At 71.2% G+C, this 25,551-nt stretch carries 23 protein-coding genes; 13 read left to right on the forward strand and 10 right to left on the reverse strand.

What is annotated here, in order from left to right; genetic code table 11:
• Window positions 1-52 precede the first annotated feature (52 nt).
• The 5 genes from OG472_RS21580 to OG472_RS21600 form a co-directional block, all read right to left on the reverse strand.
• Window positions 53-898 carry a sulfurtransferase gene (locus OG472_RS21580; protein ID WP_401607987.1) on the reverse strand — a complete coding sequence of 282 codons (846 nt, stop codon included), beginning with the start codon at window positions 896-898 and terminating at the stop codon, window positions 53-55.
• Between the two features lie 176 nt (window positions 899-1,074).
• Window positions 1,075-1,164, reverse strand: a complete 90-nt coding sequence (locus OG472_RS21585; RefSeq protein ID WP_350875872.1) for an Ms5788A family Cys-rich leader peptide — start codon at window positions 1,162-1,164, stop codon at window positions 1,075-1,077.
• Between the two features lie 155 nt (window positions 1,165-1,319).
• Window positions 1,320-2,033, reverse strand: coding sequence for a DUF2993 domain-containing protein (locus OG472_RS21590; protein ID WP_401607985.1), 714 nt, complete (start codon window positions 2,031-2,033; stop codon window positions 1,320-1,322).
• Between the two features lie 65 nt (window positions 2,034-2,098).
• Window positions 2,099-3,814, reverse strand: a complete 1,716-nt coding sequence (locus OG472_RS21595) for a hypothetical protein (RefSeq protein ID WP_405830832.1) — start codon at window positions 3,812-3,814, stop codon at window positions 2,099-2,101.
• A 10-nt stretch (window positions 3,815-3,824) separates the two neighbouring features.
• Window positions 3,825-4,079 carry a MoaD/ThiS family protein gene (locus OG472_RS21600; RefSeq protein ID WP_383569611.1) on the reverse strand — a complete coding sequence of 85 codons (255 nt, stop codon included), beginning with the start codon at window positions 4,077-4,079 and terminating at the stop codon, window positions 3,825-3,827.
• A gap of 458 nt (window positions 4,080-4,537) precedes the next feature.
• Between OG472_RS21600 and OG472_RS21605 the strand changes: the two genes are divergently transcribed.
• The 5 genes from OG472_RS21605 to OG472_RS21625 all read left to right on the forward strand — a co-directional run bounded on the left by OG472_RS21605 (window position 4,538) and on the right by OG472_RS21625 (window position 10,103).
• Complete coding sequence (locus OG472_RS21605) at window positions 4,538-5,365, forward strand: response regulator transcription factor (protein WP_401607979.1); 828 nt, start codon at window positions 4,538-4,540, stop codon at window positions 5,363-5,365.
• A gap of 24 nt (window positions 5,366-5,389) precedes the next feature.
• Window positions 5,390-6,412 carry a LacI family DNA-binding transcriptional regulator gene (locus OG472_RS21610; protein ID WP_383569605.1) on the forward strand — a complete coding sequence of 341 codons (1,023 nt, stop codon included), beginning with the start codon at window positions 5,390-5,392 and terminating at the stop codon, window positions 6,410-6,412.
• Window positions 6,413-6,663: 251 nt separating this feature from the next.
• On the forward strand, window positions 6,664-7,863 hold the full coding sequence (locus tag OG472_RS21615; RefSeq protein WP_401607975.1) for a S1C family serine protease: 1,200 nt from the start codon (window positions 6,664-6,666) through the stop codon (window positions 7,861-7,863).
• Window positions 7,864-7,938: 75 nt separating this feature from the next.
• Entirely contained in the window at window positions 7,939-8,670 is a 732-nt protein-coding gene (locus OG472_RS21620; protein ID WP_383569599.1) for a response regulator transcription factor, read from the forward strand.
• Window positions 8,667-10,103, forward strand: a complete 1,437-nt coding sequence (locus tag OG472_RS21625) for a sensor histidine kinase (RefSeq protein WP_405830835.1) — start codon at window positions 8,667-8,669, stop codon at window positions 10,101-10,103. Before OG472_RS21620 ends, OG472_RS21625 begins: the two co-directional genes overlap by 4 nt.
• Here OG472_RS21625 and OG472_RS21630 read toward each other — a convergent pair.
• Both OG472_RS21630 and OG472_RS21635 read right to left on the reverse strand, forming a co-directional pair.
• Window positions 10,083-10,991 (reverse strand): phosphatidylinositol-specific phospholipase C, encoded by a 909-nt coding sequence (locus OG472_RS21630; protein WP_401608839.1) that lies wholly within the window; start codon window positions 10,989-10,991, stop codon window positions 10,083-10,085. The genes OG472_RS21625 and OG472_RS21630 overlap by 21 nt on opposite strands.
• An 87-nt stretch (window positions 10,992-11,078) precedes the next feature.
• Window positions 11,079-11,648, reverse strand: coding sequence for a TetR/AcrR family transcriptional regulator (locus OG472_RS21635; RefSeq protein WP_327414781.1), 570 nt, complete (start codon window positions 11,646-11,648; stop codon window positions 11,079-11,081).
• A gap of 122 nt (window positions 11,649-11,770) precedes the next feature.
• Here OG472_RS21635 and OG472_RS21640 point away from each other — a divergent pair, with 122 nt between their 5' ends.
• Window positions 11,771-12,556 carry an alpha/beta fold hydrolase gene (locus OG472_RS21640; protein WP_405830837.1) on the forward strand — a complete coding sequence of 262 codons (786 nt, stop codon included), beginning with the start codon at window positions 11,771-11,773 and terminating at the stop codon, window positions 12,554-12,556.
• Between the two features lie 117 nt (window positions 12,557-12,673).
• Here the strand turns inward: OG472_RS21640 and OG472_RS21645 are convergent, their stop codons facing one another.
• Window positions 12,674-14,491 carry a bifunctional metallophosphatase/5'-nucleotidase gene (locus OG472_RS21645; protein ID WP_401607967.1) on the reverse strand — a complete coding sequence of 606 codons (1,818 nt, stop codon included), beginning with the start codon at window positions 14,489-14,491 and terminating at the stop codon, window positions 12,674-12,676.
• 170 nt (window positions 14,492-14,661) lie between these two features.
• Between OG472_RS21645 and mshD the strand changes: the two genes are divergently transcribed.
• The 7 genes from mshD (at window position 14,662) to pstB (ending at window position 23,632) form a co-directional block, all read left to right on the forward strand.
• Window positions 14,662-15,588 (forward strand): mycothiol synthase, encoded by a 927-nt coding sequence (mshD, locus tag OG472_RS21650; RefSeq protein ID WP_401607964.1) that lies wholly within the window; start codon window positions 14,662-14,664, stop codon window positions 15,586-15,588.
• A 407-nt stretch (window positions 15,589-15,995) separates the two neighbouring features.
• Complete coding sequence (locus tag OG472_RS21655) at window positions 15,996-18,296, forward strand: RNA degradosome polyphosphate kinase (protein ID WP_401607962.1); 2,301 nt, start codon at window positions 15,996-15,998, stop codon at window positions 18,294-18,296.
• On the forward strand, window positions 18,277-19,245 hold the full coding sequence (locus tag OG472_RS21660; protein ID WP_383569575.1) for a CHAD domain-containing protein: 969 nt from the start codon (window positions 18,277-18,279) through the stop codon (window positions 19,243-19,245). Before OG472_RS21655 ends, OG472_RS21660 begins: the two co-directional genes overlap by 20 nt.
• 245 nt (window positions 19,246-19,490) lie before the next feature.
• Complete coding sequence (pstS, locus tag OG472_RS21665) at window positions 19,491-20,627, forward strand: phosphate ABC transporter substrate-binding protein PstS (RefSeq protein WP_405830840.1); 1,137 nt, start codon at window positions 19,491-19,493, stop codon at window positions 20,625-20,627.
• Window positions 20,628-20,753: 126 nt separating this feature from the next.
• Window positions 20,754-21,743, forward strand: a complete 990-nt coding sequence (pstC, locus tag OG472_RS21670) for a phosphate ABC transporter permease subunit PstC (protein ID WP_383569569.1) — start codon at window positions 20,754-20,756, stop codon at window positions 21,741-21,743.
• A complete protein-coding gene (gene pstA / locus OG472_RS21675) occupies window positions 21,743-22,825 on the forward strand; it encodes a phosphate ABC transporter permease PstA (RefSeq protein ID WP_405941906.1) in 1,083 nt (360 codons plus the stop codon). The genes pstC and pstA overlap by 1 nt, the downstream gene beginning before the upstream one ends.
• Window positions 22,826-22,855: 30 nt before the next feature.
• Entirely contained in the window at window positions 22,856-23,632 is a 777-nt protein-coding gene (pstB, locus tag OG472_RS21680) for a phosphate ABC transporter ATP-binding protein PstB (protein ID WP_030718341.1), read from the forward strand.
• 156 nt (window positions 23,633-23,788) lie between these two features.
• On the opposite strand, the gene OG472_RS21685 is transcribed toward pstB, so the two are convergent.
• On the reverse strand, window positions 23,789-24,787 hold the full coding sequence (locus tag OG472_RS21685) for an anion permease (protein ID WP_383569562.1): 999 nt from the start codon (window positions 24,785-24,787) through the stop codon (window positions 23,789-23,791).
• Window positions 24,788-24,792: 5 nt separating this feature from the next.
• Window positions 24,793-25,413: a DUF47 domain-containing protein gene (locus tag OG472_RS21690; protein ID WP_033225924.1), complete on the reverse strand. Its 621-nt coding sequence runs from the start codon at window positions 25,411-25,413 to the stop codon at window positions 24,793-24,795.
• Window positions 25,414-25,551: the final 138 nt, after the last annotated feature.

A 25,551-nucleotide genomic window follows, 5' to 3' on the forward strand; every position in this document is an offset into this window, starting at 1 on the left:
TTCTCTGTCCTGTCCTAGAGAGGTCGTACTACGGGGCGTCGCGTGCCCGGGATTACTTGTTGGGGCCGAGCTCGATCGGCACGCCGACGAGCGAGCCGTACTCGGTCCAGGAGCCGTCGTAGTTCTTGACGTTCGTCTGGCCCAGGATCTGGTGCAGCACGAGCCACGTGAGCGCGGAGCGCTCACCGATGCGGCAGTAGGCGATGGTGTCCTTCGACAGGTCGACGCCCTCGGCCTCGTAGAGGGCCTTGAGCTCCTCGTCGGACTTGAAGGTGCCGTCGTCGTTGGCGTTCTTCGACCACGGGATGTTGCGGGCGCTCGGCACGTGGCCGGGGCGCTGCGACTGCTCCTGCGGGAGGTGCGCCGGGGCGAGCAGCTTGCCCGAGAACTCGTCGGGCGAGCGGACGTCGACCAGGTTCAGGTTGCCGATCGCGGCCACGACGTCGTCGCGGAAGGCGCGGATCGAGGTGTCCTGGGCCTTGGCCTTGTACGCGGTGGCCGGGCGGTTCGGGACGTCCTTGCCGTCGACCAGGTCGCGGGAGTCGAGCTCCCACTTCTTGCGGCCGCCGTCGAGGAGCTTCACGTCCTGGTGGCCGTAGAGCTTGAAGTACCAGAAGGCGTAGGACGCGAACCAGTTGTTGTTGCCGCCGTAGAGGACGACGGTGTCGTCGTTGGAGATGCCCTTGGCGGAGAGGAGCTTCTCGAAGCCCTCCTGGTCCACGAAGTCACGGCGGACCGGGTCCTGGAGGTCCTGCTTCCAGTCGATCCGGACGGCGTTCTTGATGTGGTTCTTGTCGTAGGCGGACGTGTCCTCGTCCACCTCGACGACGACGACGTTCGAGTCGTTCAGGTGGGCCTCGACCCAGTCGGCGTCTACGAGGACGTCGCTGCGGCTCATGATGTTCTCCTCCGGGGCAGTGTGCGGCGGGGCGGTGCTGGTGACGCGTGCTGCGTGCCTGCGGGTGCGCTCCGGATCCTGCGCGGGGAGGCGTCAGGTGATCAGGAGGCGGGTGCGGTCACGCGGGAAGGGCCGTAGGGCCGTCGTCCGGCTGATGGAGCGGATGCGCTCACAGTTCACATGGATCGACAGAGCATGGCGGCGACGCGACACAGGTCTACTGCCCGTCGCTTCGTGAGGTCCGCCTGCTGATGCTTCATAGCCATGGATCGTAGGGACGAATCAGCCGCCCTGTCACCGGTGTGTCATATTCCGAGACAGGATCGTCCGAATACTGGGATGTGAGACCCCCGGGCGGCCGCCGCGCCGCCCCCGGGAGCCGCCGTGCGGCCCGTCCTTCTGCGGATCGGACCGCACCGTCTCACGATCCGGCCACCACCACGTTCGAGCCGCCCAGCGTGAGGTGCACACCGGCCTCGTCCGAGGTCAGGGCCGAGAGGTGGAGCCCGGCCGGCATGCCGACCTCGAGGTTGCGTTCGAAGTCGGTCTTCTTGCGGATCAGCTTCTCGACCCCGGGTATGCCCGAGCCCGGCACCTCGTCGGCGTGCACCCGGACGAGCTTGCCCTTTCCGTCCGGCGCGTCCACGAGGGAGATCGTCGACACCACGCTGTGCGCCACGGTCTTGCCGAACACGTCCACGGCGGCACTGACCTTCACCTTGCCCGGCGCCCCGCCGTAGGTGAGGGTCGCGCCCGTCTGCGAGGCCGCGGTCAGGTCCGCGTACGTGATGCGCCCGGTGCCCTCGGCCCGCTCGGCGGTGCCGCCGCTGTAGTCGCTGTTCAGCTTCACGCTGCGGAAGCTCGCGTCGAGCTCCGAGAGCCGCGTCTTGCGGCCCTCGGCGACGACCTCGACACCTCTGAGCTTCAGGTCGACCTGGTCCAGTTCGTGGCTGAACGCCTGGGTCAGGAAGGGGAATCCGCGGATCTCCACTTCCGAGGTGCCCGCCAGGCCCTGGCGGGCCTGGATCTTGCCGGCCAGCTGGTTCTCGACGTAACCGGCGGCCCACCGGTCCACGCCGGCGAAGATCGCCCCCAGCACCACTCCGATGATCACAACGATCCGCAGAGCACGCACGTGCCCCTCCCCCTACTAGTCGGTACTCGCGATCTAGTGGAACATGTGCGCCCGTCAGCGGAACGTCAGCCCACCACCCGGCCGATCAGGTACACGGCGGGAGCGGCGGCCGCGAGCGGCAGCGCGACACCGGCCGTCATGTGCACGAACTTCGACGGGTAGTCGTACGCCGCCACCCGCAGCCCGATCAGCGCGCACACGCCGCAGACCAGGCCGAGCAGCGCCCCGCCCACCCCGACGGAGGTCATTCCGCCGACCGCGATGCCCGCACCGGCGGCCGCGGCCAGCGAGACGCCGACCGAGGGGGCGGTGGGCAGCGGCAGCGCGCGGGCGAAGACGGCGACCGCCACGGCGGCCGCGCCGACCGTCACTGCGGCGGAACCGGCGGCCAGGTAGCCGGCGCAGATGATGGCGAGGGCGGCCGAGGCCACCGAGGCCATCAGCCCGTACATCCGCTCGTCGGGATCGGCGTGGCTGCGCAGCTGGAGGACGAGGGTGAGCAGCACCCAGGCGCCGAGGGTGCCGACGATCGCGCCGGGGCCGTACGTACGGTCCACCGCGAGCACGGCCACGTCGGCGACCAGGGCCCCGGCGAAGGCGAGGGCGATGCCCTGGCGGGCCGGCCACATGCCGTTGAGGCGGAACCAGCCGGCCGCGGTGAGCCCCTGCAGCGCGATCAGCGGCACGAGCAGGGCGTACTGGCCGAGGGCGGCGGCCACGGCGAGCAGCAGGCCGAGCGCGGCGGTCAGTATGGCCGACTGCGGGCCGGGGTCGATGATCGGCGACCGGCCTTCGGCGCGGGCCTGGGCCGGGTCGACGGCGCGCAGGGTGTTCCCGGCGAGGGTGGGCGGGGACCAGGCGGTGACCTCCACCGCTTCCGCGCCGTCCTCGGCCGGGGCCGGGGCGGCGGCCGCCTGGGGCGGGAGGTACGCGGTCTGCTCGGCGGCGGCCTCGTCCGTGCGCTCCACGCCGGGCACCGGCGGCAGGTACGCCGTCTCCTCGGCCGGGGCCTGGGACTGCGCGGGACCGGGGTACGGCGGCAGATAGGCCGTCTCGGCGGCCGCAGCGGGCATTCCCGCGCCCTGGCCGCCCTGACCACCCTGGGACCAGTCCTCGGCGGCGGCCGGAGCCGACGCCTGCACCTCGTCGCGGAACCAGCCCTCGGGGGCGGCCGGCTGCTGCGCCGGGCCGGGGTACGGCGCCAGTCCCCCGGCCACCGCCGGGTGGTGCCCCCAGTCGGTCTCCTCGGCCGGGGCCTGGGACTGCGCGGGAGCGGGGTACGGCGGCAGATAGGCCGTCTCGGCGGCCGCGGCGGGCATCGCCGCGCCCTGACCGCCCTGGGACCAGTCCTGGGCGGGAGCCGGGGCCGGCGCCTGGGCCTGCGCCTCGTCCCGGAACCAGCCCTCCGGAGCCACGGGCTGCTGCGCGGGCCTGCCGGCCGCCGGGTAGTCGTACGACGCCGCGTAGGAATCGGCGGACCCGGCCGCGGAACCGTCCGGCCAGGGCGCACCGGGACCGCCGGCCGGAGCCTGCGGCTGCGCCTGGGCGGCCGGGGCCTCGTCGCGGAACCAGCCCTCGGGCGCCACCGGCTGCCCCGGCACCGCGCCCAGCGCCGGATACACCGGCTGGTGGCTGGTGTCCCAGGTGTCGGACTGCCAGGTCTGGGTCCCGTACGGGTCCTGCTGCTGCGCGTACTGCTGCCGCCGCAGCTCGTGCTGCTCGTGCTGCTCCTGCTGTTCGCGCTGCTGCTGGTGCTGCTGGTGTTCTTCAGGCGTGCTCATCGGCTCCCGCTCACCCGCCCGCGAACGGGGGAAGCACCTCGACGGTGCCCCCCTCGGTCAGCAGGACGGAATCATGCGGGCGCTTGCCCACAGGCTCGTCGTTCACGAGGAAGGAGCAGCGCAGCAGCACCCGGGTCAGCTCCCCGGGGTGGCGCTCCCGCACGGCGTCGAGCGCCTCGGCCAGTGTGCGCGCCGCGTACGGCTCCTCCGCCGTCTTGGCCGCGGCCTTGGCCGCCGCCCAGTAGCGGATGGTTCCGGTTGCCACTGCAGCTCCTATCGTCGGCTCTCTACCGTCGGCCTCCATGATGGCCCCTCCGGCCGTCCGCCCCGGCGTGCACCAACGCGTCGCGTGTGCGCCGGGGCGGCGCCGCGTCACCGCCCGGCGGGCCGCCGATCCGGTGAAACCGGGGCATACGCAGGGGGCGGGCGTGGCAGAACCCACAGGAGGGGATGTCGCAGATGCCTCTGCCCCGCACCGGCGGGTGGGCTATTCTGCTTGGCGAGAGGATCCGGGCAACGTTGCCCCCGGGTCCTTTTGTGCTTTCAGCGCGTTGAACGAACCGAGAACAGTGGTATCCATGCGGACCCCAGGGCGCGGGGACCGCAGGGGTGCCAGGCAAGACGTACGAAGCAGTACCGCGCACGTCCTCGACGGGACCGAGGAGGAACCGACGTGATGGACCAGCGAACCGTGCACCGTCCGACCCGGGCAGGTGGTCGGTCATGAGCTCTCTCCTGCTGCTCACCAACGCGCTGCAGCCCTCGACCGAGGTGCTGCCCGCACTCGGCCTGCTGCTGCACAACGTCCGGGTGGCACCGGCCGAGGGCCCGGCCCTCGTGGACACCCCGGGCGCCGACGTCATCCTCGTGGACGGCCGCCGCGACCTGCCGCAGGTGCGGTCGCTGTGCCAGCTGCTCCGCTCGACCGGGCCCGGCTGCCCGCTGATCCTCGTCGTCACCGAGGGCGGCCTCGCGGCCGTCACCGCCGACTGGGGCATCGACGACGTCCTCCTGGACACCGCCGGCCCGGCCGAGGTCGAGGCGCGGCTGCGGCTGGCCACCGGTCGTCAGCAGCTGGGCTCGGACGACTCCCCGATGGAGATCCGCAACGGCGACCTGTCGGTGGACGAGGCGACGTACTCCGCCAAGCTCAAGGGCCGGGTGCTGGACCTCACCTTCAAGGAGTTCGAGCTGCTCAAATATCTCGCGCAGCACCCGGGCCGGGTCTTCACCCGCGCCCAGCTGCTGCAGGAGGTCTGGGGCTACGACTACTTCGGCGGCACCCGGACCGTCGACGTGCACGTACGGCGGCTGCGCGCGAAACTCGGCCCCGAGCACGAGTCCCTGATCGGCACGGTCCGCAACGTCGGCTACCGCTTCGTCACGCCGGAGAAGGTCGAGCGGGCGGCGGCGGAGGCCGCGGCCCAGGCAGCGGCCAAGGCCGCCGCACAGGCCACCGCGCAGACGTCCGCACAGCCGGCCGCGGACGTCACCCGATCGGCGGAGGAGCCCGCGATCGTCCACTCGGCAGGACGGCCTGCCCAGAGGTAGGTCACCCCGCGTAGACTGCCGCGCGTGGCCAAGGTGACGCGGGATGACGTGGCACGACTTGCGGGTACGTCTACCGCCGTCGTGAGCTACGTCATCAACAACGGACCCCGGCCGGTTGCCCCGGCCACGCGCGAGCGTGTCCTCGCCGCGATCAAGGAACTGGGCTACCGCCCGGACCGGGTCGCCCAGGCGATGGCGTCGCGGCGCACCGACCTCATAGGCATGATCGTCCCGGACGCCCGTCAGCCGTTCTTCGCGGAGATGGCGCACGCGGTCGAACAGGCCGCCGCCGAGCGCGGGAAGATGGTGCTGGTCGGCAACTCCGACTACCGCACCGAGCGCGAGGTCCACTACCTGCGGGCCTTCCTCGGCATGCGGGTGTCGGGCCTGATCCTGGTCAGCCAGGGCATGAGCGAGCAGGCCGCCAGCGAGATCGAGGCCTGGGACGCGCGGGTGGTCCTCCTCCACGAGCGCCCCGAGGCCATAGACGACGTCGCCGTCGTCACCGACGACATCGGCGGCGCCCAGCTCGCCACCCGCCACCTGCTGGAGCACGGGCACGAGTACGTCGCCTGCATCGGCGGCGTCGAGAACACCCCGTCCGTCGGCGACCCGGTCGCCGACCACGTCGAGGGCTGGCGGCGCGCCATGCAGGAGTCCGGCCGCTCCGTCGAGGGCCGGCTCATCGAGGCCCCGTACAACCGCTACGACGCGTACAAGGTCGCCCTGGAGGTCCTGGCCCGGCCCGACCGGCCGACCGCCATCTTCTGCGCCACGGACGACCAGGCGATCGGTGTGCTGCGCGCTGCCCGCGAGCTGCGCATCGACGTGCCCGGGGAACTGGCCGTGGCCGGCTTCGACGACGTGAAGGAGGCGGCCCTCACGGACCCGCCGCTGACCACGATCGCCTCGGACCGCCCGGCGATGGCCCGCGCCGCGGTGGACCTCGTGCTGGACGACGGCCTCCGCGTGGCCGGCTCGCGCCGCGAACGCCTGAAGCAGTTCCCGTCGGCCCTGGTGATCCGCCGCTCCTGCGGCTGCCGCTGACGCCGGTCCCGCGGCTTCATCGCCGGAGGGGCTGGATGGTGCGGCGGGCTGGAAGATCCAGCCTCGCCGGCGTTTGAGGCGCGGGGTCTGGGGCGGAGCCCCAGGGCCTTGAGCCCCGCCGGCGATTGAGGCGCGGTGCTTCCGGGGCCGACCTCCTCAACGGCGGGCCTTATAAGGGGCATACGAGGTTCTGTCGGGCTTCTCAGGTCAGGCTCAGGAAGCTCTCATCATCGGCGAGCAGAGTCAGAGCCATGACCGACAGCTTCCGCCGCGAAGGCGAGTACCCCCAGGACCGCCCCACTCCGCACGCGCCTTTCGGCGAGGACTGGCAGCGCGGGCGCGACCGGCTGGCGCAGGACTCCGCGGCGGGGGCGTACCCGCCGCCGCCCTCGTACCCGCCCGCCGCACCCGGCTGGCACGAGGCGCACCAGCCCCCGGTCATCCGCGGCGAGACGGTCCCGGCAGGCGGCGGCAGCGGTCCCCGCCAGCCCGCGCACGCCGCCCCCGCGCCCCGCGCGAAGCGGCCCGTGGCCCTGCTGGCGGCCGTCGCGCTCGCCGCGGCCCTGGTCGGCGGCGGCACCGCGGCCGCCGTCCAGCAGCTGATGGTCCACCAGAACGGCGGCGCCGGCGGAGTCAACGGCACCAACGTCTCGCAGAACACCGGCACGGGCACCGGCACCGTCTCCGGCGTCGCCGAACAGGTCAGCCCCTCGGTCGTCCGCATCGACACCCGCACCGCGTCCGGCCAGGGCACCGGCTCCGGCATCGTCGTCACCGCCGACGGCGAGATCGTCACCAACAACCACGTGGTGAGCGGCGCCGCCGAGATCCAGGTGACGATGAGCGACGGCAAGAAGTACAAGGCCAAGATCGTCGGCACCGACCCCGACAAGGACCTGGCCCTGATCAAGCTCCAGGGCGCCACCGGCCTCAAGCCGGCCAAGCTCGGCGACTCCGGCAGCGTCAAGGTCGGCGACCAGGTCGTCGCCATCGGCTCCCCCGACGGCCTCACCGGCACCGTCACCAGCGGCATCGTCTCGGCGCTGAACCGCGAGGTGAAGGTGGCGAAGTCCGAGCAGCAGTCCCCGCAGGGCCGGCAGCAGGACGGCGACGGCTGGCCCTTCTCCTTCGGCGGCCGCGAGTTCAACGGGGACACCGGCTCGAACACCACCTCGTACAAGGCCCTGCAGACCGACGCCTCCCTCAACCCCGGCAACTCCGGCGGCGCCCTGGTCAACATGAACGGCGAGATCGTGGGCATGCCCTCCGCGATCTACTCCCCCTCCTCCGGCGGCTCCGCCGCGGGCAGCGTCGGCCTCGGCTTCGCCATCCCGGTCAACACCGTCAAGGCCGACCTGGAGTCCCTCCGCAAGGGCGGCCCCGGCGGTTCGGGCTCCGGCGGCTCCTCCGGCAGCGGCTCCGCCGCCAACGGCTTCGGCACCTCGTTCTAGCCCGTCCGTGCGAGGCTGGAAGCGCCGTCACCCGTCGGACTCCACGGCCGACCACCACCTCTGGGAGACCCATCCATGATTCCCGCCGAAGGCGAAGCGCGGATCCTCGTCGTCGACGACGAACCGGCCGTACGCGAGGCCCTGCGCCGCAGCCTCGCCTTCGAGGGGTACGCCGTGCAGACCGCCGTCGACGGGCTCGACGCCCTCGACCGGGCGGCCTCGTACTCCCCCGACCTGATCGTCCTGGACATCCAGATGCCCCGGATGGACGGGCTGACCGCGGCCCGCCGGCTGCGCGCCGCCGGCAGCGTCACGCCGGTCCTGATGCTGACCGCCCGCGACACCGTCGGCGACCGCGTCACCGGCCTCGACGCGGGCGCCGACGACTACCTCGTCAAGCCCTTCGAGCTCGACGAGCTCTTCGCCCGCGTCCGCGCCCTGCTGCGCCGCAGCTCCTACGCGGCCCAGCAGGCCGGCGGCGAGAGCCACGAGGAGGCCCTGACCTTCGGCGACCTGCGCATGGACCTCGCGACCCGCGAGGTCACCCGGGGCGGGCGGCCGGTGGAGCTGACCCGTACCGAGTTCACGCTGCTGGAGATGTTCCTCGCGCATCCGCGCCAGGTCCTGACCCGCGAGCAGATCCTCAAGACCGTCTGGGGCTTCGACTTCGAGCCCAGCTCCAACTCCCTGGACGTGTACGTGATGTACCTGCGCCGCAAGACCGAGGCGGGGGGCGAGGCCCGCCTCGTCCACACCGTGCGCGGGGTGGGCTACGTCCTGCGCGCCGGCGAGAGCGGGCCCGAGTGAGCCCGACCGCCAGGTTCCGCGCCCTCCCGCTGCGCTCCCGGCTCGCGCTCCTCGTGGCGGTGGCGGTGGCGGTGGCCGTGGCGGCCGTCGCCGCGGTGTCCTGGGTGATGGTGCGGACCCAGCTCCGCAACCAGCTGGACAGCTCGCTGCGCGCCACCAACGCGGGTGCCCAGGCCAACCAGGTGTTCGACGCCTTCGGTGGCTGCGTGTCCGGCGAGGCCCTGCCGGAACGGCCCGCGAACAACCTCAGCGCGCAGGTGCAGATCGTCCTGCCGGACGGCAAGACCTGTTGGGTCGACGGCAAGAACACCCTGAAAGCCACCACCATCGACCGGGAGGTCGCCCAGCGGCTGCGCGGCCCGGTCCTGTACGACTCGACCACCTCCGACGGCGTCCCGGTCCGCGTCTATACCCAGCCCGCCCTGGTGAACCGGCAGTTCGCCGCGCTGTCCGTGGCCAAGCCGCTCGCCGACGTCGACAAGCCACTGTCCACGCTGGCCTGGGTACTGCTGCTGGTCTCCGGCATCGGCGTGGTCGGCGCGGGCGCGGCCGGACTGTGGGTGGCCCGGACCGGGCTGCGGCCGGTCGACGAACTGACCGGCGCCGTCGAGCACATCGCCCGCACCGAGGACCTGACCGTCCGCATCCCCGACGAGGGCGACGACGAGATCGCCCGGCTGTCGCGGTCCTTCAACTCGATGACGGCGGCCCTCGCCTCCTCCCAGGAGCGGCAGGCCCAGCTGATCGCGGACGCCGGGCACGAGCTGCGCACCCCGCTGACCTCGCTGCGGACCAACATCGAGCTGCTGGCGCGCAGTGAGGAGACCGGCCGGGCCATCCCGCCCGACGACCGGCGGGAGCTGCTGGCCTCGGTCAAAGCGCAGATGACGGAACTGGCCTCGCTGATCGGCGACCTGCAGGAGCTGTCCCGGCCGGACGCCGGAGCGGGGAACCCGCTCCAGGTGGTCGCCCTGCACGAGATCACCGGGGCCGCGCTGTCCCGGGCCCGGCTGCGCGGGCCGGAGCTGAGCTTCGACTCGGACCTGGCGCCCTGGTACGTACGGGGCGAGGCGGCCGCGCTGGAGCGGGCGGTGGTCAACGTCCTGGACAACGCCGTGAAGTTCAGCCCGCCGGGCGGCGCGGTCGAGGTGACGCTGCGGGCGGGCGAGCTGACCGTACGGGACCACGGGCCGGGCATCCCGGCCGAGGACCTGCCGCACGTCTTCGAGCGGTTCTGGCGCTCCCCGTCGGCCCGCGCCCTGCCCGGCAGCGGGCTGGGCCTGTCGATCGTGGCCCGTACGGCGGCCCGCGCGGGCGGCAGCGCCGAGCTGCGGGCGGCGGCCGACGGCGGCCCGGGCACGGAGGCGGTGCTCCGCATCCCGGGGGCGCCCACCCCGCCGCCCGCCGATCCGTCAGTTGTGCCGGATCAGTGAGGCGACCAGGCCGGAGCGGGTGTTCGGGAAGTCCAGCGGGACGATGCCGAGCCCGGTCCGGCCGGCCATCTCCCCGCCGTCGACGAAGCCGTGCACCTGCGGATTGAGGCGGTCGGAGTTCCAGCGCGGCGGCATGTAGGCCGAGGTGCTGACGTAGTTCACGAAGAGCTTGCCGGGCTGCTGGACGGCCTTGCGGAAGTGGTTCTCGATCTTGCCGCGCTTGGCGAAGGGCTCGGCGTTCCAGTCGTCCTGGATGTCGAAGACGTTGCCGTCGCCGTAGCGCAGGCCGGGCAGGCCGCCGTTGTCGGCGAGCAGGACCACCTTGCCGCGGGCCTGGCCGAGCGAGGGCAGGGTGTCGGCGATCCGGAACAGCGGGCGCCAGCCGCGGTGGTCGAGGTAGTCGTCGAAGACGGCGCGGAAGGTGGCGTCGCTGTCGGTGGAGTACTCCTGCTTGAGGCGCATCAGGACGGTCTCGGAGGGGTGCGCGGCGAGGAAGTTCGAGCAGGCCACGAGCACGTCCCCGAACATCAGGTCCTGGAAGAACGCCGCGTGGTGAATGGCGAAGGAGCCGCCCGTGACCCGGCAGCGGACGTCGAGGAAGCGGATGCCGGAGTCGAGCTGCTGTGCGATCGAGGTGTTCTGGCAGGCGACGTAGAGGCCGCCCTTGGTGGCGCCGGAGTCGTGCGTGCCGGGGATGGTCATCCGCTGGAGGGCGGTGGAGTCCCCGAGTCCGGCCATCCAGTCCTGCGTGCCGAGGGCCGCGGCCGAGGCGGGGGCGGCTCCCAGCCCGAGGGCCGTCCCCGCGGCCAGTGCTCCGGCCAGGAACGTCCGCCGGCCCATTGCCGTTCTGGTGACCGCGCCCGCGCCCGTGCTGGTACCCGTGCCCATGCCGATGCCCATGCCCGCCCCTTTGCCGACCCGGTGATGGCCGGATTATGGCGTGCACACGTCAGCTTTGCTACCTGTCGGTAGCAGTCAGCTTCCGAGCAACTCGACCATGGACCGCAGCCCCTGGAGGAGTTCGCGGCCGTCCGGCGCCTGCTCCGGATCGGTCAGGGTCTGCACCATCACCCCGCTGAGCAGCGCGATGTGCATCGAGCCGAGAGCCCGTACGTCCGCCTCGGAGACCTCTTCCGGCGACACCCCGCGCAGGGCCGCGGCCACCATCCGCCGGTTGCGGCGCTGCCCCTCGGCGAGGATCGCGAGCAGTTCGGGCGAGGACTGCGCATGGACGAAGGCCTCGACGGAGGCCAGCCAGAGCCAGCGCATCTCGCCGAAGTCGCGGATCTTGCGGTCCCAGGTGTCGGCGTAGCGCTCCCCCGCGGTCTCGCCCTCACCCGCGAGGCGGCCGGATCCCGCGGCCCACTCCTCCATGGCGGCGAACAGGGCCTGGTTGAGGAGGGCCTCCCGGGACCCGAAGTGGTAGCCGATCGCGGCCATGCTCACCCCCGAGGCCGTGGCGATGTCGCGCACGGTCGTGCGCAGGTAGCCCTTCTCCTCCAGGCAGCGCCGGGCTCCGGCCAGCAGGTCCTCGCGATTTCCCATGCCGGGATCGTATCCGCGCCAAGTTTTGGGCAAGCGCGCAAGACATTCGTATTGCGCGCTTGCCCAAGTCCTGGCAGGGTGGAGCCACCGGAAGATCCACGGGCCTACGGGAGGCACGAACCATGCGCCACGAGCTGACGATCGACGACCGGACCCTCTCCTACCTGGACTTCGGCGGACCCGGCCGACCGCTCCTCGCCCTGCACGGCGGCATGTCCGAAGCCCTCGCCTTCACGGGCCTCGCCGCCGCCCTCGGCGACGGATGGCGGGTCATCGCCCCCGACCAGCGCGGCCACGGCGAATCCGGCCGGGCGCCCGACTACCGCCGCGAGGGCTACGTCTCCGACGCCGTCGCGCTCCTCGACCACCTGGGCCTCGACGCCCCGGTGGCCCTCCTCGGCTACTCCCTCGGCGGGCTCAACGCCTACCACCTGGCCGCCGCCCACCCCGACCGGATCTCCGCGCTCATCGGCGTCGACGCCACCATCGAGATCCGCATCCCCACCGGACCGAACTGGTACGACTTCCTCGAGGGCCTCCCCTACACCGCCCCCACCCGCGAGGAGCTCCTCGCCGCCGCCGGGCCGGCCGCCGCGCCCTTCATCGCCGACGGAATGCGCCCCCTGCCGGACGGCAGCGGCTGGCGCCTGGCCTACCACCCCCAGGACATGCTCGACTCCATCCGGGCCTGCGACGGCGACCACTGGGACGCCTGGCTCGCGAGCACCTGCCCGGCCCTGCTGGTCCACGGCACCCGCAGCCAGGCCCTCACCCGGGCCGCGGCCGACGCCATGGTCGCCCGGCGCCCGAAGACCTCGTACACGCCCCTCGACGGCGACCACTTCGTACCGTTCACGGACCCGGAGGGATTCCACGCGGCCGTCGGGACGTTCCTGGCGACCCTCTGATCCCTGCTCCACGGGGGTGCGCGGGGTCCGCGGGGTGCGCGCGGAAAAGCCGAAGGGGCGGCGGGCCGACTGGCCCACCGCCCCTTCGGGCGCGCTCTGCGCGGGTACTGCCCGGTACTACTTGACGACGGTGATCCGGTTCGCCGCCGGCGGGGCGATCGGGGACTGCGCCGAGGAGTTCTTCGTCAGGTAGGCGTTGAAGCAGTCCAGGTCGGACGCGCCCACCAGCTTGTTCTTGTGCTCCTTGAGGACGGTGAAGCCGTCACCGCCGCCCGCGAGGAACTCGTTCATCGCGACCCGGTAGGTCTGGGCGGGGTCGATCGCCGCGCCGTTCAGCTTCACCGAGTCCACGACGATGCGGTCCACGCCCGTCTTCGTCAGGTCCAGGGTGTACGTGAAGCCCTTCGACACCTGCAGGATCTTCGGGTTCGCACCGTTGACCGGGCCGCTGACCTGCTGCTGCAGCGCGGTGATCAGCTGTGCGCCGGTCAGGTCCACGATGTTCATCATGTTGGTGAACGGCTGGACCGTGAAGGACTCGCCGTACGTCACCACGCCGTCGCCCTCGTCACCCGAGGCCTTGTAGGCGAGGTCCGAGCGGATGCCGCCCGGGTTCATGATGGCCAGCTGCGCGCCGCCCTTGTCCGCCGGGGCCAGCGCTTCGAGCTGCGCGTCGGCGATCAGGTCGCCGAGCGGCTTCTCGGGCGCCTCGGAACCGCGGCCCGGGATGTCGGCCGCGATGAAGCCCTGCGGACGGTTGGCGATCGGCGCCGCGAGGGTCTTCCAGCGGTCGATCAGCTCGGTCATGTCCGGGGCCTTGGGCTGGTCCCGGGTGACGACCTTGTTGACCGGCTTGGGCGAGGCGACCGGCGTACGGACGATGTCCTTGGTCTGCCGGTCGTAGGTGAGCGTGGTGTCCGTGAACAGGCGGCCGATGGAGGCGGCCGAGGTCACCGTGCGCGGGTTGCCCGCCGGGTCCGGGATGTTGCAGGCGTAGGCCTGGTGGGTGTGGCCGGTGACCAGCGCGTCGACCTTGGAGTCCACGTTCTTGGCGATGTCCACGATCGCGCCCGAGATGCCGGCGCCGGCGCCCGGGACGTTGCAGTCGTAGTTGTAGGCGCCGTTCGCGGGCAGACCGCCCTCGTGGATCAGCGCGACGATCGACTTCACGCCCTGCTTGTTCAGCTCGGCGGCGTACTTGTTGATCGTCTCGATCTCGTCGCCGAACTTCAGGCCCTTGACGCCCTCGGCGGTCACGACGTCCGGAGTGCCCTCCAGGGTGACGCCGATGAAGCCGATCTTCACGTCGCCCTTCTTCCACACGAAGGTGGGCGACATCAGCGGACGCTTGGTCTTCTCGTCGGTGACGTTCGCGGCGAGGTACTGGAACTGGGAGCCCGTGAACTCCTTGCCGAACTCGTAGCAGCCGTCGACCGGGTGGCAGCCGCCGTACGCCATGCGGCGCAGCTCGGTCTTGCCCTCGTCGAACTCGTGGTTGCCGACGCTGGTGACGTCCAGGTCGAGCTTGTTCAGCGCCTCGATGGACGGCTCGTCGTGGAAGAGACCGGACAGCATCGGGCTGCCGCCGATCATGTCACCGGCCGCGGCGGTCACGGAGTACTCGTGGCCCTTGCGGGCCTCGCGCAGGCTGGTCGCGAGGTACTCGACCCCGCCCGCGGGTATGGCCTTGGTCGTGCCGTCGGCCTGACGTTCGGTCACGGTGCCGGAGGAACCCTGCGGGGGCTCCAGCGTGCCGTGGAAGTCGTTGAACGACAGCATCTGCACGTCGACGGTCCGGCTCTTGGCCGCACCGCCACCACTCGCGGCACCGGCCGGCAGAGCGGCGGCGACCATGGCCCCGGCCCCGGCCGTGACGGCGAGGGCGGCGAAGGTCAACCGGCGGTTTCGGCGGTGCCGTTGTGGCGTCGCTGACATTTAGTCCCCTTTGCGGACAGCGATACTGCTTGGGAGGTCCGGGGAAGCCTATGGTCAACGCGCGTAGCTCTACCAGGGGGTAACGGGTATCGCGTTGGTTACGCGCAGAAGACGCACAGACCCCGCGCCCGCACTCCGCCCGCCACCCGCCGCGGTCGTAGGCTCGTGCCATGACTGACGCAGCAGCGGCCCTGGAGCCCGGACGGCAGATTCAGACCCTCGACGAGCTGACGGAGGAACAGGCCGGCGCCGTACTCGACCTGATCGAGGACGCGGCGCGCACCGACGGCACCACCGCCGTGTCCGAGCAGGGACGGCTCCAGCTGCGCGGCGGCCCGCGCGAGGGGATCCGGCACTTCCTGCTCACCGAGGGCGGCCGGCTCGCCGCATACGGACAACTGGAAGACACCGACCCGGTGGAGGCCCCCGCCGCCGAGCTCGTCGTGCACCCGGCCCTGCGCGGGCGCGGGCACGGCCGGGCAATGGGCATGGCCCTGCTGGCCGCCTCCGGGAAGCGGCTGCGGGTATGGGCGCACGGCGGCAAGTCGGCCGCCCGGCACCTCGCCCAGGTCCTCGGCCTGACCCTCTTCCGCGAGCTGCGCCAGCTGCGCCGGCCCCTGGCCGACGCCGACCCGCTGCCGGAGCCCGTGCTCCCGCCCGGCGTGACCGTACGGACCTTCGTGCCCGGCACCGACGACGAGGCCTGGCTCGCGGTGAACGCGGCCGCCTTCGCCCACCACCCCGAACAGGGCTCGCTGACCCAGCGGGACCTCAACGACCGGATCGCGCAGCCGTGGTTCGACGCCAAGGGCTTCTTCCTCGCGGAGCGCGACGGCGAGCTCGTCGGCTTCCACTGGACCAAGGTCCACGCGGCGGAGCAGCTGGGCGAGGTCTACGTGCTCGGCGTCCGCCCGGGCGCCCAGGGCGGCGGCCTCGGCAAGGCCCTCACCGCGATCGGCCTGCGCCACCTGGCCGCCCAGGGGCTGCCGACGGCCATGCTCTACGTCGACGCCGACAACCCGGCCGCCCTCGCCGTCTACGAGGGCCTCGGCTTCAGCACCCACGAGGTCGACCTGATGTACCGCACGGAAAGCTGACCCCTTCCCCCCGCCGCCAGATCCAGCCCCGCCGGCGTTTGAGGCGTGGGGGTCCCCCCCGGACGGAGTCTGGGGGGAGGGTCCGGGGCGGAGCCCCACATCCAGCCCCGCCGGCGTTTGAGGCGCGGGGTCCGGGGCGGAGCCCCGATCTTTGAGCCCAGCCGGCGTCTGCCCCGCGGTCGGGGCAGCGCCCCGGGCCCCCCGCCGGCACGCCGGGGGCCCGGGGCGCTGCCCCCCGCCACCCCCGCCTGGAGGCGACTCGTGCGCCAGCCGGAGCCGGGAAGCCACACGCCATTAACCGGGCATTAAGACGCGCTTGCGACTCTCCCCCAATGCAGCCCCGACTCCGACTGACGGCCGACACTTCCGACGCGCCCGTCCTCCCGCGTGCGCGGAAGAATGGAGTCATGAGCCACAAGCCCAGCGCAGGCCCCACCGAGGTCCCCGCCCAGCACCCGTCTCACACGTCCGCCGCAGGCCCGGCGTCCGGTAACGCCGCCGCCAAGGCGACCGGCCCCGTCAACGCAGTGACCGGGGCCCACGCCCGCATAGGCTCCATCTCCGCGCACCGCCCGCACGTCGACCTCGAGCCCGATATCGACGCCGATCTGGACGCGTACGACGACAAGGACGGCGGCGAGCTGCCCCCGGGCCGTTTCCTCGACCGGGAGCGCAGCTGGCTCGCCTTCAACGAGCGCGTCCTGGAACTCGCCGAGGACCCCACCACGCCCCTCCTGGAGCGCGCCAACTTCCTGGCGATCTTCGCGAGCAACCTGGACGAGTTCTTCATGGTCCGGGTGGCCGGCCTCAAACGGCGTATCGCGACCGGTGTCGCCACCCGCTCGGCCTCCGGCCTGCAGCCCCGCGAGGTGCTGGACCTCATCTGGACGCGCTCGCGCGAGCTCATGGCCCGCCACGCCGCCTGCTTCCAGCAGGACATCTCCCCGGCCCTGGCCGAGGAGGGCATCCACCTCATCCGCTGGCCCGACCTCACCGAGAAGGAGCAGGCCCGCCTCTTCACGCTGTTCCGGAACCAGATCTTCCCGGTGCTGACCCCGTTGGCCGTGGACCCCGCGCACCCGTTCCCGTACATCTCCGGCCTCTCCCTCAACCTGGCCGTCGTCGTACGCAACCCGGTCAGCGGCCACCGCCACTTCGCCCGGGTCAAGGTCCCGCCGCTCCTCTCCCGCTTCCTGGAGGCCTCCCCGCAGCGCTACGTCCCGCTGGAGGACGTCATCGCCGCGCACCTGGAGGAGCTGTTCCCCGGCATGGAGGTGCTCGCGCACCACATGTTCCGCGTGACCCGCAACGAGGACCTGGAGGTGGAGGAGGACGACGCCGAGAACCTCCTCCAGGCCCTGGAGAAGGAGCTCATGCGGCGCCGCTTCGGCCCGCCCGTGCGCCTGGAGGTCGAGGAGTCCATCGACCCCGGCGTACTGGACCTCCTCGTGCAGGAGCTGAACGTCAACGCCTCCGAGGTGTACCCGCTGCCCGGGCCCCTCGACCTGACCTCCCTCTTCGGCATCGCCTCCCTGGACCGGCCCGAGCTGAAGTACCCGAAGTTCGTCGCCGGCACCCACCGGGACCTCGCCGAGGTCGAGTCCGCGTCCGCGCCCGACATCTTCGCCGCCCTGCGCGAGCGGGACGTCCTGCTGCACCACCCGTACGACTCCTTCTCCACCTCGGTGCAGGCCTTCCTGGAGCAGGCCGCCGCCGACCCGGACGTCCTCGCGATCAAGCAGACGCTGTACCGCACCTCCGGCGACTCCCCGATCGTGGACGCCCTGATCGACGCCGCCGACTCCGGCAAGCAGGTCCTCGTACTCGTCGAAATCAAGGCCCGCTTCGACGAGCAGGCCAACATCAAGTGGGCGCGCAAGCTGGAGGAGTCCGGCTGCCACGTCGTCTACGGGCTCGTCGGCCTCAAGACCCACTGCAAGCTGTCGCTCGTCGTGCGCCAGGAGGGCGAGACGCTGCGCCGCTACTCGCACGTGGGCACCGGCAACTACCACCCCAAGACCGCCCGGCTCTACGAGGACCTCGGCCTGCTCACCGCCGACCCGCAGGTCGGCGCGGACCTCTCCGACCTCTTCAACCGGCTGTCCGGCTACTCGCGCCGCGAGACCTACCGCCGGCTGATGGTGGCGCCCCGCTCGCTGCGGGACGGACTGATCGCGCGGATCGACAAGGAGGCCGCCCACCACAAGGCCGGCCGCCCCGCCTACGTCCGGCTCAAGATGAACTCGATCGTCGACGAGGCCCTCATCGACTCGCTCTACCGGGCCTCCCAGGCGGGAGTGCCCGTCGACATCTGGGTGCGCGGCATCTGCGCGGTGCGCCCCGGAGTCCCCGGGCTCTCGGACAACATCCGGGTCCGGTCGGTCCTCGGCCGCTTCCTGGAGCACTCCCGGGTCTTCGCCTTCGGCAACGGCGGCGAGCCCGAGGTGTGGATCGGCAGCGCCGACATGATGCACCGCAACCTCGACCGCCGTATCGAGGCACTGGTCAGGGTCGCCGACCCGGCCCACCGCGCGGCACTGGACCGGATGCTGGAAACCGGCATGTCCGACGCCACCTCCTCCTGGCACCTGGGCCCGGACGGCGAGTGGACCCGGCACAGCACGGACGCGGACGGCCAGCCGCTGCGGCACGTACAGGAGACGCTCATAGACGCCCGGAGGCGCCGGCGTGGCTCAGCCAAACCATGACCCGATTACGGCGACGGCGGACGCGGGTGACGTGCTCGGCACGTACCTGCGCGCCCAGGCCACCGCTTTCCTGCGCGGGCTGCGCCTGCACGAGGAGAGCGGGGCCGATGCCGCCGAAGGGAGCGACGCGGCGCGCAGCCTGCGGGGGGCTGCGCGCCGCATCAGCGGATCCCTGGCCACCTTCCGGGTGGTGACCGAGTCCTCCTGGGCCGACGGGCTGCGCACCGAGCTGGTGTGGCTGTCCTCGACGCTGGCCGACGAGCACGCGTACGCCGCCCGGCTGGCCCGGCTGATGGACGCCCTGCACCGGCTGTCGGGCTCCCCCGAGCTCCCGGCGCCGCGCGGCACGGCCGGGGCGCTCACGGTGGGCTCGGCGCGCGCCGGCGCGCTGCTGGAACGCCAGCTCACCCTGGCGCGTACGCGCGCCCACTCGGCCACGCTGCAGGCGCTCGGCTCCTCCCGCTTCCACGCGGTGGCGGATGCGGTGGCCGTGCTGGCCTCGGAGGTCCCGCTGGACTCCGTAGCAGCCCGGGGGCGGGTCGGGGACGTCCTCGTCCCCCTGGCGGAGGTGGCCGAAAACCGACTGTCGGCGGCGGTCGCGGCGCTGCCGCCGTGCCGCGGCTCCGAGGCGGCGCCGAGCCCGTACAACGCGGACCACGACGGGCTCTGGCACGAGGTACGCCGCCTCCTGCGGGTCCACCGGTACGCCCGGGAGGCGCTCGGCGAGGACGTGAGCCGGCCGGCGGCCGCGGGCGAGGCCCTGGACCGCCACCGCGACGCGGCGGAGGCCGCGGCCGCCTCGGCGACGGCGGCCCGCACCCCCCGCATCGCCCCCGCGACGGCGTACGCACTGGGCGTCCTGCACGCCGACCAGCGCCACGAGGTGGAGGCGGCCCGGCTCGACTTCCAGCACGTTTGGCTGCGGGAGCCCGCGGTCACACCGCGATAACGGGCGGATAACGGATGATGACAGCTGTGTGCGAACGGACGGGGACGCACCGGGTCGTCCGCCACGGTTCACCGTCCGTTCACTCGGGCCGGTCGGCTGCTTCACCTGTTCTGCCTAATTTCGGTGATGCACGGAGCGAGCCGCACGGAGACCGAGCTGCTCAGCCGAGCAAACCGACGTAGTCCTCTTCGCACGCCGCCCCGATACAGAAAGCGGCCGGCGGCTTCTGGAAGGAACACCCGAAAGTGAAGCTTCAGCGCAAGAACATGCTTCGTGCCTCCGCCCTCGGGGCGCTTGTCGTGTCCGGCGCCCTGGTCCTCACGGCGTGCGGCTCGGACGACAACACGAAGACCGCCGACGGATCGGCGAAGCCCTCCGCGGCCGCCGCGGGCGACATCAAGTGCGACGGCGCCAAGGGCAAGCTCCTGGCCTCGGGCTCTTCCGCGCAGAAGAACGCGGTCGAGCTGTGGATCAAGAACTACATGGCCGCCTGCTCCGGCGTCGAGGTGAACTACAAGTCCTCCTCCTCCGGTGAGGGCATCGTCGCCTTCAACCAGGGCACCGTCGGTTTCGCCGGCTCCGACTCGGCGCTGAAGCCGGAGCAGGTCGAGGAGTCGAAGAAGATCTGCACCGGTGGCCAGGGCATCAACCTGCCGATGGTCGGCGGCCCCGTCGCCCTCGGCTTCAACGTCGCCGGCGTGGACAAGCTGAACCTCGACGCCGCCACGGTCGCCAACATCTTCAACGACAAGATCAAGAAGTGGGACGACGAGGCGATCAAGAAGCTGAACCCGGGCGTCACGCTTCCCTCCACCGCCATCCAGGCCTTCCACCGCTCCGACGACTCGGGCACCACCGAGAACGTCACCAAGTACCTGAAGGCCGCCGCCCCCGACGCCTGGCCGCACGAGGCCGCGAAGAAGTGGGCCGCCCCGGGTGGCCAGGCCGCCTCCGGCTCCGCCGGTGTAGCTGCCCAGGTCAAGCAGGTCGACGGTGCGATCGGCTACTTCGAGCTCTCCTTCGCCAGCTCGCAGGGCATCAAGACCGTCGACCTGAACACGGGTGCCGCCGCCCCGGTCAAGGCCACCGGTGAGAACGCCTCCAAGGCCATCTCCGCCGCCAAGATCGCCGGCACCGGCTCCGACCTGGCGCTGAAGCTCGACTACACCACCAAGGCCGAGGGCGCCTACCCGCTGGTCCTGGTCACGTACGAGGTCGTCTGCGACAAGGGCAACAAGGCCGAGACGCTCCCGACCGTCAAGTCCTTCCTGAACTACACCGCCTCGGACGCGGGCCAGAAGGTCCTCCTCGAGAACGGCTACGCGCCGATCCCGGCCGAGATCAACACCAAGGTCCGCGAAGCCATCAACTCGCTGGGCTAAATCCCGACCCCCGCGGTGTCGGCCGCCCCCGTCCGGGCAGCCGACACCCGGGGACCCTTCCCCTTCACCCGGGGGAATCCGGTGCACCGCCGCCAGGGGCCTGCCCCCACTCAGACCGGAAAGATCATGGCTTCCACCACACCCACCCAGATAGACACGGCTCCGCCTGTCGCCAAGAGCGGAAGGTCCACCGGCCGCGCCGGTGACAAGATCTTCGCCGGGCTCTCCAAGGGATCCGGCATCCTGCTCCTGGTGATCATGGCGTCGATCGCCGCCTTCCTCACCTACCGCGCCTCGATCGCACTGTCGAAGAACGAGGGGAACTTCCTCACCACCTTCGACTGGAACGCGTCGGCCAACCCGCCCGTCTTCGGCATCGCCGTCCTGCTCTTCGGCACCGTCGTCAGCTCGATCATCGCGATGGCCATCGCGGTTCCGATCGCTGTCGGCATCGCCCTGTTCATCTCGCACTACGCGCCGCGCAAGCTGGCCGCGCCCCTCGCGTACGTGGTCGACCTCCTGGCCGCCGTGCCGTCGATCATCTACGGCATCTGGGGCGCCCTCTTCCTCGTACCGCAGCTGAACGGCCTGAACCTCTGGCTCGACGAGTACCTGGGCTGGACGTACGTCTTCGACAAGACCCAGATCGGTGTCGCCCGCTCGCTCTTCACCGTCGGCATCCTGCTCGCGATCATGATCCTGCCGATCGTGACCAGCGTCAGCCGCGAGGTCTTCCTGCAGGTCCCGCGCATGAACGAGGAGGCCGCCCTGGCCCTCGGCGCGACCCGCTGGGAGGTCATCCGCATGTCGGTGCTGCCCTTCGGCCGCTCCGGCGTCATCTCCGCCTCGATGCTCGGCCTCGGCCGCGCACTCGGCGAGACCATGGCCGTCGCGACCGTCCTCTCCCCGAGCTTCCTGATCTCGTTCCACGTCCTGAACCCGGGCGGCGGCACCTTCGCGCAGAACATCGCCGCGAAGTTCGACGAGGCCAACGAGTTCGGCCGGGACGCGCTGATCGCCTCCGGCCTGGTCCTCTTCCTGCTCACCCTGCTGGTCAACGGTGCAGCTCGCCTGATCATCGCTCGCCGCAAGGACTTCTCGGGGGCGAACGCCTGATGAGCCACGCACTCCAGGACCAGCGGCCCGCCCGGGCCCCCAAGTCCGCCGCTCCCGCCAGCCTCACCCGAGGCGGCCTGCCCCGCTGGGCCCCGGCCGGCATCGCGGCCCTCTCGCTCGCCCTCGGCTGCGGCACCGGCCTCGCCCTGAGCCTCCACAGCAAGGTGCAGTGGGGACTGCTCTCTGCCCTCCTGTTCGTCGTCATCACGTACACCGCGAGCGCGGTCGTCGAGAACCGGCGTCAGGCCAAGGACCGCGTGGCGACCTCCATGGTGTGGGTCTGCTTCGTCCTCGCGGTCATCCCGCTGCTCTCGCTGATGTGGACGACGGTCAGCCGCGGCCTCGAGCTCCTGACCGCAAACTTCCTCACGCACTCCATGAACGGCGTGACCAGCTTCGACGAGGGCGGCGGCGTCTACCACGCGCTGCTCGGCACCATCGAGCAGGTCGCCCTGGCCACCCTGATCGCGGCTCCGATCGGCCTGCTGACCGCCGTCTACCTGGTCGAGTACGGCCGGGGCTCCCTCGCCAAGGCCGTCACCTTCTTCGTCGACGTCATGACCGGCATCCCCTCCATCGTCGCGGGTCTGTTCATCCTGACGACCTGGAACCTGATGCTCGGCTTCGGCCCCTCCGGCTTCGCCGGCGCCATGGCCCTGTCGATCCTGATGATGCCCGTCGTGGTCCGCTCCACCGAGGAGATGCTCAAGCTCGTCCCGAACGAGCTGCGCGAGGCCGCCCTCGCCCTCGGTGTGCCGAAGTGGCGCGTGATCCTCAAGGTCGTGCTCCCCACCGCGATCGGCGGCATCGCCACCGGTGTCATGCTGGCCGTGGCCCGCATCGCCGGTGAGACCGCGCCGATCATGCTGCTGGTCTTCGGTACGCAGCTGATCAACGCCAACCCCTTCGAAGGCGCCCAGTCCTCGCTCCCCCTCTACATTTGGGAGCAGTACAAGGTCGGCAGTGAAGCCTCCTACGACCGGGCGTGGGCCGCAGCCCTCGTACTGATCGCCTTCGTCATGATCCTCAATCTGGTGGCCCGCGGCATCGCCCGCTGGAAGGCCCCGAAGACCGGTCGCTGACGCGACTGTATGAAAGCGAAGTGACCCCTCATGGCGAAGCGAATCGACGTCAGCGGACTGTCCGCCTTCTACGGCACCCACAAGGCCATCGATGACATCTCGATGACCGTGGAGCCCCGCTCCGTGACCGCCTTCATCGGCCCCTCCGGCTGCGGCAAGTCCACCTTCCTGCGCACCCTCAACCGCATGCACGAGGTCACCCCCGGTGGCCGCGTCGAGGGCAAGGTGCTCCTGGACGACGAGAACCTGTACGGCGCCGGCGTGGACCCGGTCGCGGTCCGCCGCACCGTCGGCATGGTCTTCCAGCGCCCGAACCCCTTCCCCACCATGTCGATCTTCGACAACGTGGCGGCGGGCCTGCGGCTGAACGGCAACTTCAAGAAGTCCGAGCTCACGGACATCGTGGAGCGGTCCCTCAAGGGCGCCAACCTCTGGAACGAGGTCAAGGACCGCCTGAACAAGCCCGGCTCGGGCCTCTCCGGCGGCCAGCAGCAGCGTCTGTGCATCGCCCGCGCCATCGCGGTCGAGCCCCAGGTCCTGCTGATGGACGAGCCCTGCTCCGCCCTCGACCCGATCTCCACCCTCGCGATCGAGGACCTGATCGGCGAGCTCAAGGAGCGCTTCACGATCGTCATCGTGACGCACAACATGCAGCAGGCGGCCCGCGTCTCGGACCGCACCGCCTTCTTCAACCTCTCGGCGGTCGGCCAGCCCGGCAAGCTCGTCGAGATCGACGACACGGACCGGATCTTCTCGAACCCGTCCGTGCAGGCGACCGAGGACTACATCTCGGGCCGCTTCGGCTAAACCGGACGAGATGTCATGCGGCTCCGCCGCGTGAGCAAGACGTCCTGCGGTGCTGCATGGCGGTGCCACCGCAAGGCGAAAGAAAGAAAAAGGGCCGGCTCCCCCTGGGTGGGGGGAGCCGGCCCGCTTTCGTTCCTGCTTCCTGCTTCCCGCGTCCTACACGAACGCGAGGTCCACGATCCAGAAGCAGACCGCGGCGACCAGGGCCGCGGCCGGCATGGTGATGAACCAGCCCAGGACGATGTTCTTGGCGACGCCCCAGCGGACCGCGTTCACGCGCTTGGTCGCGCCCACGCCCATGATCGCCGAGGTGATGACGTGGGTGGTGGAGATCGGCGCGTGGAAGAGGTACGCCGAGCCGAACATGATCGAGGCGCCCGTGGTCTCGGCCGCGAAGCCCTGCGGCGGGTCCAGCTCGATGATCTTGCGGCCGAGGGTGCGCATGATGCGCCAGCCGCCCGCGTACGTACCCAGCGACAGCATCACGGCACAGACGATCTTGACCCAGACCGGGATCGGCGCGTCGGCGCTCTGCACGTCGGCGATGACCAGGGCCATCACGACGATGCCCATCGTCTTCTGCGCGTCCTGCAGGCCGTGGCCGAGCGCCATCGCAGCCGCCGAGACCGTCTGCGCGATACGGAACCCGTGCTTGGCCTTGTGCGGGTTGGACCGGCGGAACATCCACAGGATGACCACCATCACCAGGTAACCGGCGATCAGACCGACGACCGGCGAGGCGAACATCGGGATGACGACCTTGTCGAGGACCCCCGACCAGATCACCTCGGTGCCACCGGCCAGCGCCGCGCCCACCATGCCGCCGAACAGCGCGTGCGAGGAGGACGAGGGCAGGCCGAAGTACCAGGTGATCAGGTTCCAGACGATCGCGCCGACCAGCGCCGCGAAGAGGATCCACATGCCGGTGGCGCCCGTGGGCGTCTCGATCAGACCCTGGCTGACCGTCTTGGCGACCCCGCTGCCCAGGAAGGCACCGGCGAGGTTCATCACGGCGGCCATCGCCAGCGCCGCGCGCGGGGTCAGCGCCCGCGTCGAGACGGAAGTCGCGATGGCGTTCGCCGAGTCGTGAAAACCATTCGTATACGTAAAGCCGAGCGCGACACCGATGGTCACGACCAGAGCGAAGGTGTCCACGAGGTTCAGGACTCCTTGACCGCGATGGTCTCCACCGTGTTCGCAACGTGCTCGAACGCGTCGGCCGCCTCTTCGAGCACGTCGACGATCTGCTTGAGCTTCAGCACCTCGATGGCGTCGTACTTGCCGTTGAAGAGCTGCGCGAGAAGCTTGCGGTGGATCTGGTCGGCCTGGTTCTCAAGACGGTTGACCTCGATCCAGTACTCGGTGAGGTTGTCCATCGTCCGCAGGTGCGGCATGGCCTCGGCGGTCAGCTCGGCCGCGCGGGCCAGGACCTCGATCTGCTGCTCGACACCCTTGGGGAGCTCCTCCACGTTGTAGAGGACGACCAGGTCGACGGCCTCCTCCATGAAGTCCATGATGTCGTCGAGCGAAGAAGCAAGGTTGTAGATGTCCTCGCGGTCGAACGGCGTGATGAAGGAGGAGTTCAGCTGGTGGAAGATCGCGTGGGTCGCGTCGTCCCCCGCGTGTTCCGCTGCCCGCATCCGCTCCGCGATCTCGACCCGGGCGGAGGAGTCCGCTCCGAGCAGTTCCATCAGGAGCTTCGAGCCCGTGACGATGTTGTCCGCGGATGCGGCGAACATGTCGTAGAAGCTCGTCTCCCTGGGGGTCAGACGAAATCGCACGTGAGGTCCTCGGGGTGCATCGGATTCGGTCAGGCTGATGCTAGGCGCATCCCCCGGCCACGGCTAACCGGCCGTTGCCCAGTGTCCTCCATCAGGCAGAGTGAGGACCACGGACCCCTGCCCGTTGGGCAGCGGCCC

The sequence above is a fragment of the Streptomyces sp. NBC_00207 genome (assembly GCF_045160965.1).
Lineage (GTDB): Bacteria > Actinomycetota > Actinomycetes > Streptomycetales > Streptomycetaceae > Streptomyces.

Bases quoted from the DNA above. Each gene is read 5' to 3' on its own strand.
- OG472_RS21635 (WP_327414781.1), bottom strand. From the start codon at position 11,648: ATGGGAAATCGCGAGGACCTGCTGGCCGGAGCCCGGCGCTGCCTGGAG.
- OG472_RS21620 (WP_383569599.1), top strand. From the start codon at position 7,939: ATGATTCCCGCCGAAGGCGAAGCGCGGATCCTCGTCGTCGACGACGAA.
- OG472_RS21645 (WP_401607967.1), bottom strand. From the start codon at position 14,491: ATGTCAGCGACGCCACAACGGCACCGCCGAAACCGCCGGTTGACCTTC.
- OG472_RS21605 (WP_401607979.1), top strand. From the start codon at position 4,538: ATGAGCTCTCTCCTGCTGCTCACCAACGCGCTGCAGCCCTCGACCGAG.
- pstB (WP_030718341.1), top strand. From the start codon at position 22,856: ATGGCGAAGCGAATCGACGTCAGCGGACTGTCCGCCTTCTACGGCACC.
- OG472_RS21630 (WP_401608839.1), bottom strand. From the start codon at position 10,991: ATGGGCACGGGTACCAGCACGGGCGCGGGCGCGGTCACCAGAACGGCA.
- pstA (WP_405941906.1), top strand. From the start codon at position 21,743: ATGAGCCACGCACTCCAGGACCAGCGGCCCGCCCGGGCCCCCAAGTCC.
- OG472_RS21595 (WP_405830832.1), bottom strand. From the start codon at position 3,814: ATGAGCACGCCTGAAGAACACCAGCAGCACCAGCAGCAGCGCGAACAG.
- pstC (WP_383569569.1), top strand. From the start codon at position 20,754: ATGGCTTCCACCACACCCACCCAGATAGACACGGCTCCGCCTGTCGCC.
- OG472_RS21655 (WP_401607962.1), top strand. From the start codon at position 15,996: ATGAGCCACAAGCCCAGCGCAGGCCCCACCGAGGTCCCCGCCCAGCAC.
- OG472_RS21585 (WP_350875872.1), bottom strand. From the start codon at position 1,164: ATGGCTATGAAGCATCAGCAGGCGGACCTCACGAAGCGACGGGCAGTA.
- OG472_RS21615 (WP_401607975.1), top strand. From the start codon at position 6,664: ATGACCGACAGCTTCCGCCGCGAAGGCGAGTACCCCCAGGACCGCCCC.
- OG472_RS21640 (WP_405830837.1), top strand. From the start codon at position 11,771: ATGCGCCACGAGCTGACGATCGACGACCGGACCCTCTCCTACCTGGAC.
- mshD (WP_401607964.1), top strand. From the start codon at position 14,662: ATGACTGACGCAGCAGCGGCCCTGGAGCCCGGACGGCAGATTCAGACC.
- OG472_RS21580 (WP_401607987.1), bottom strand. From the start codon at position 898: ATGAGCCGCAGCGACGTCCTCGTAGACGCCGACTGGGTCGAGGCCCAC.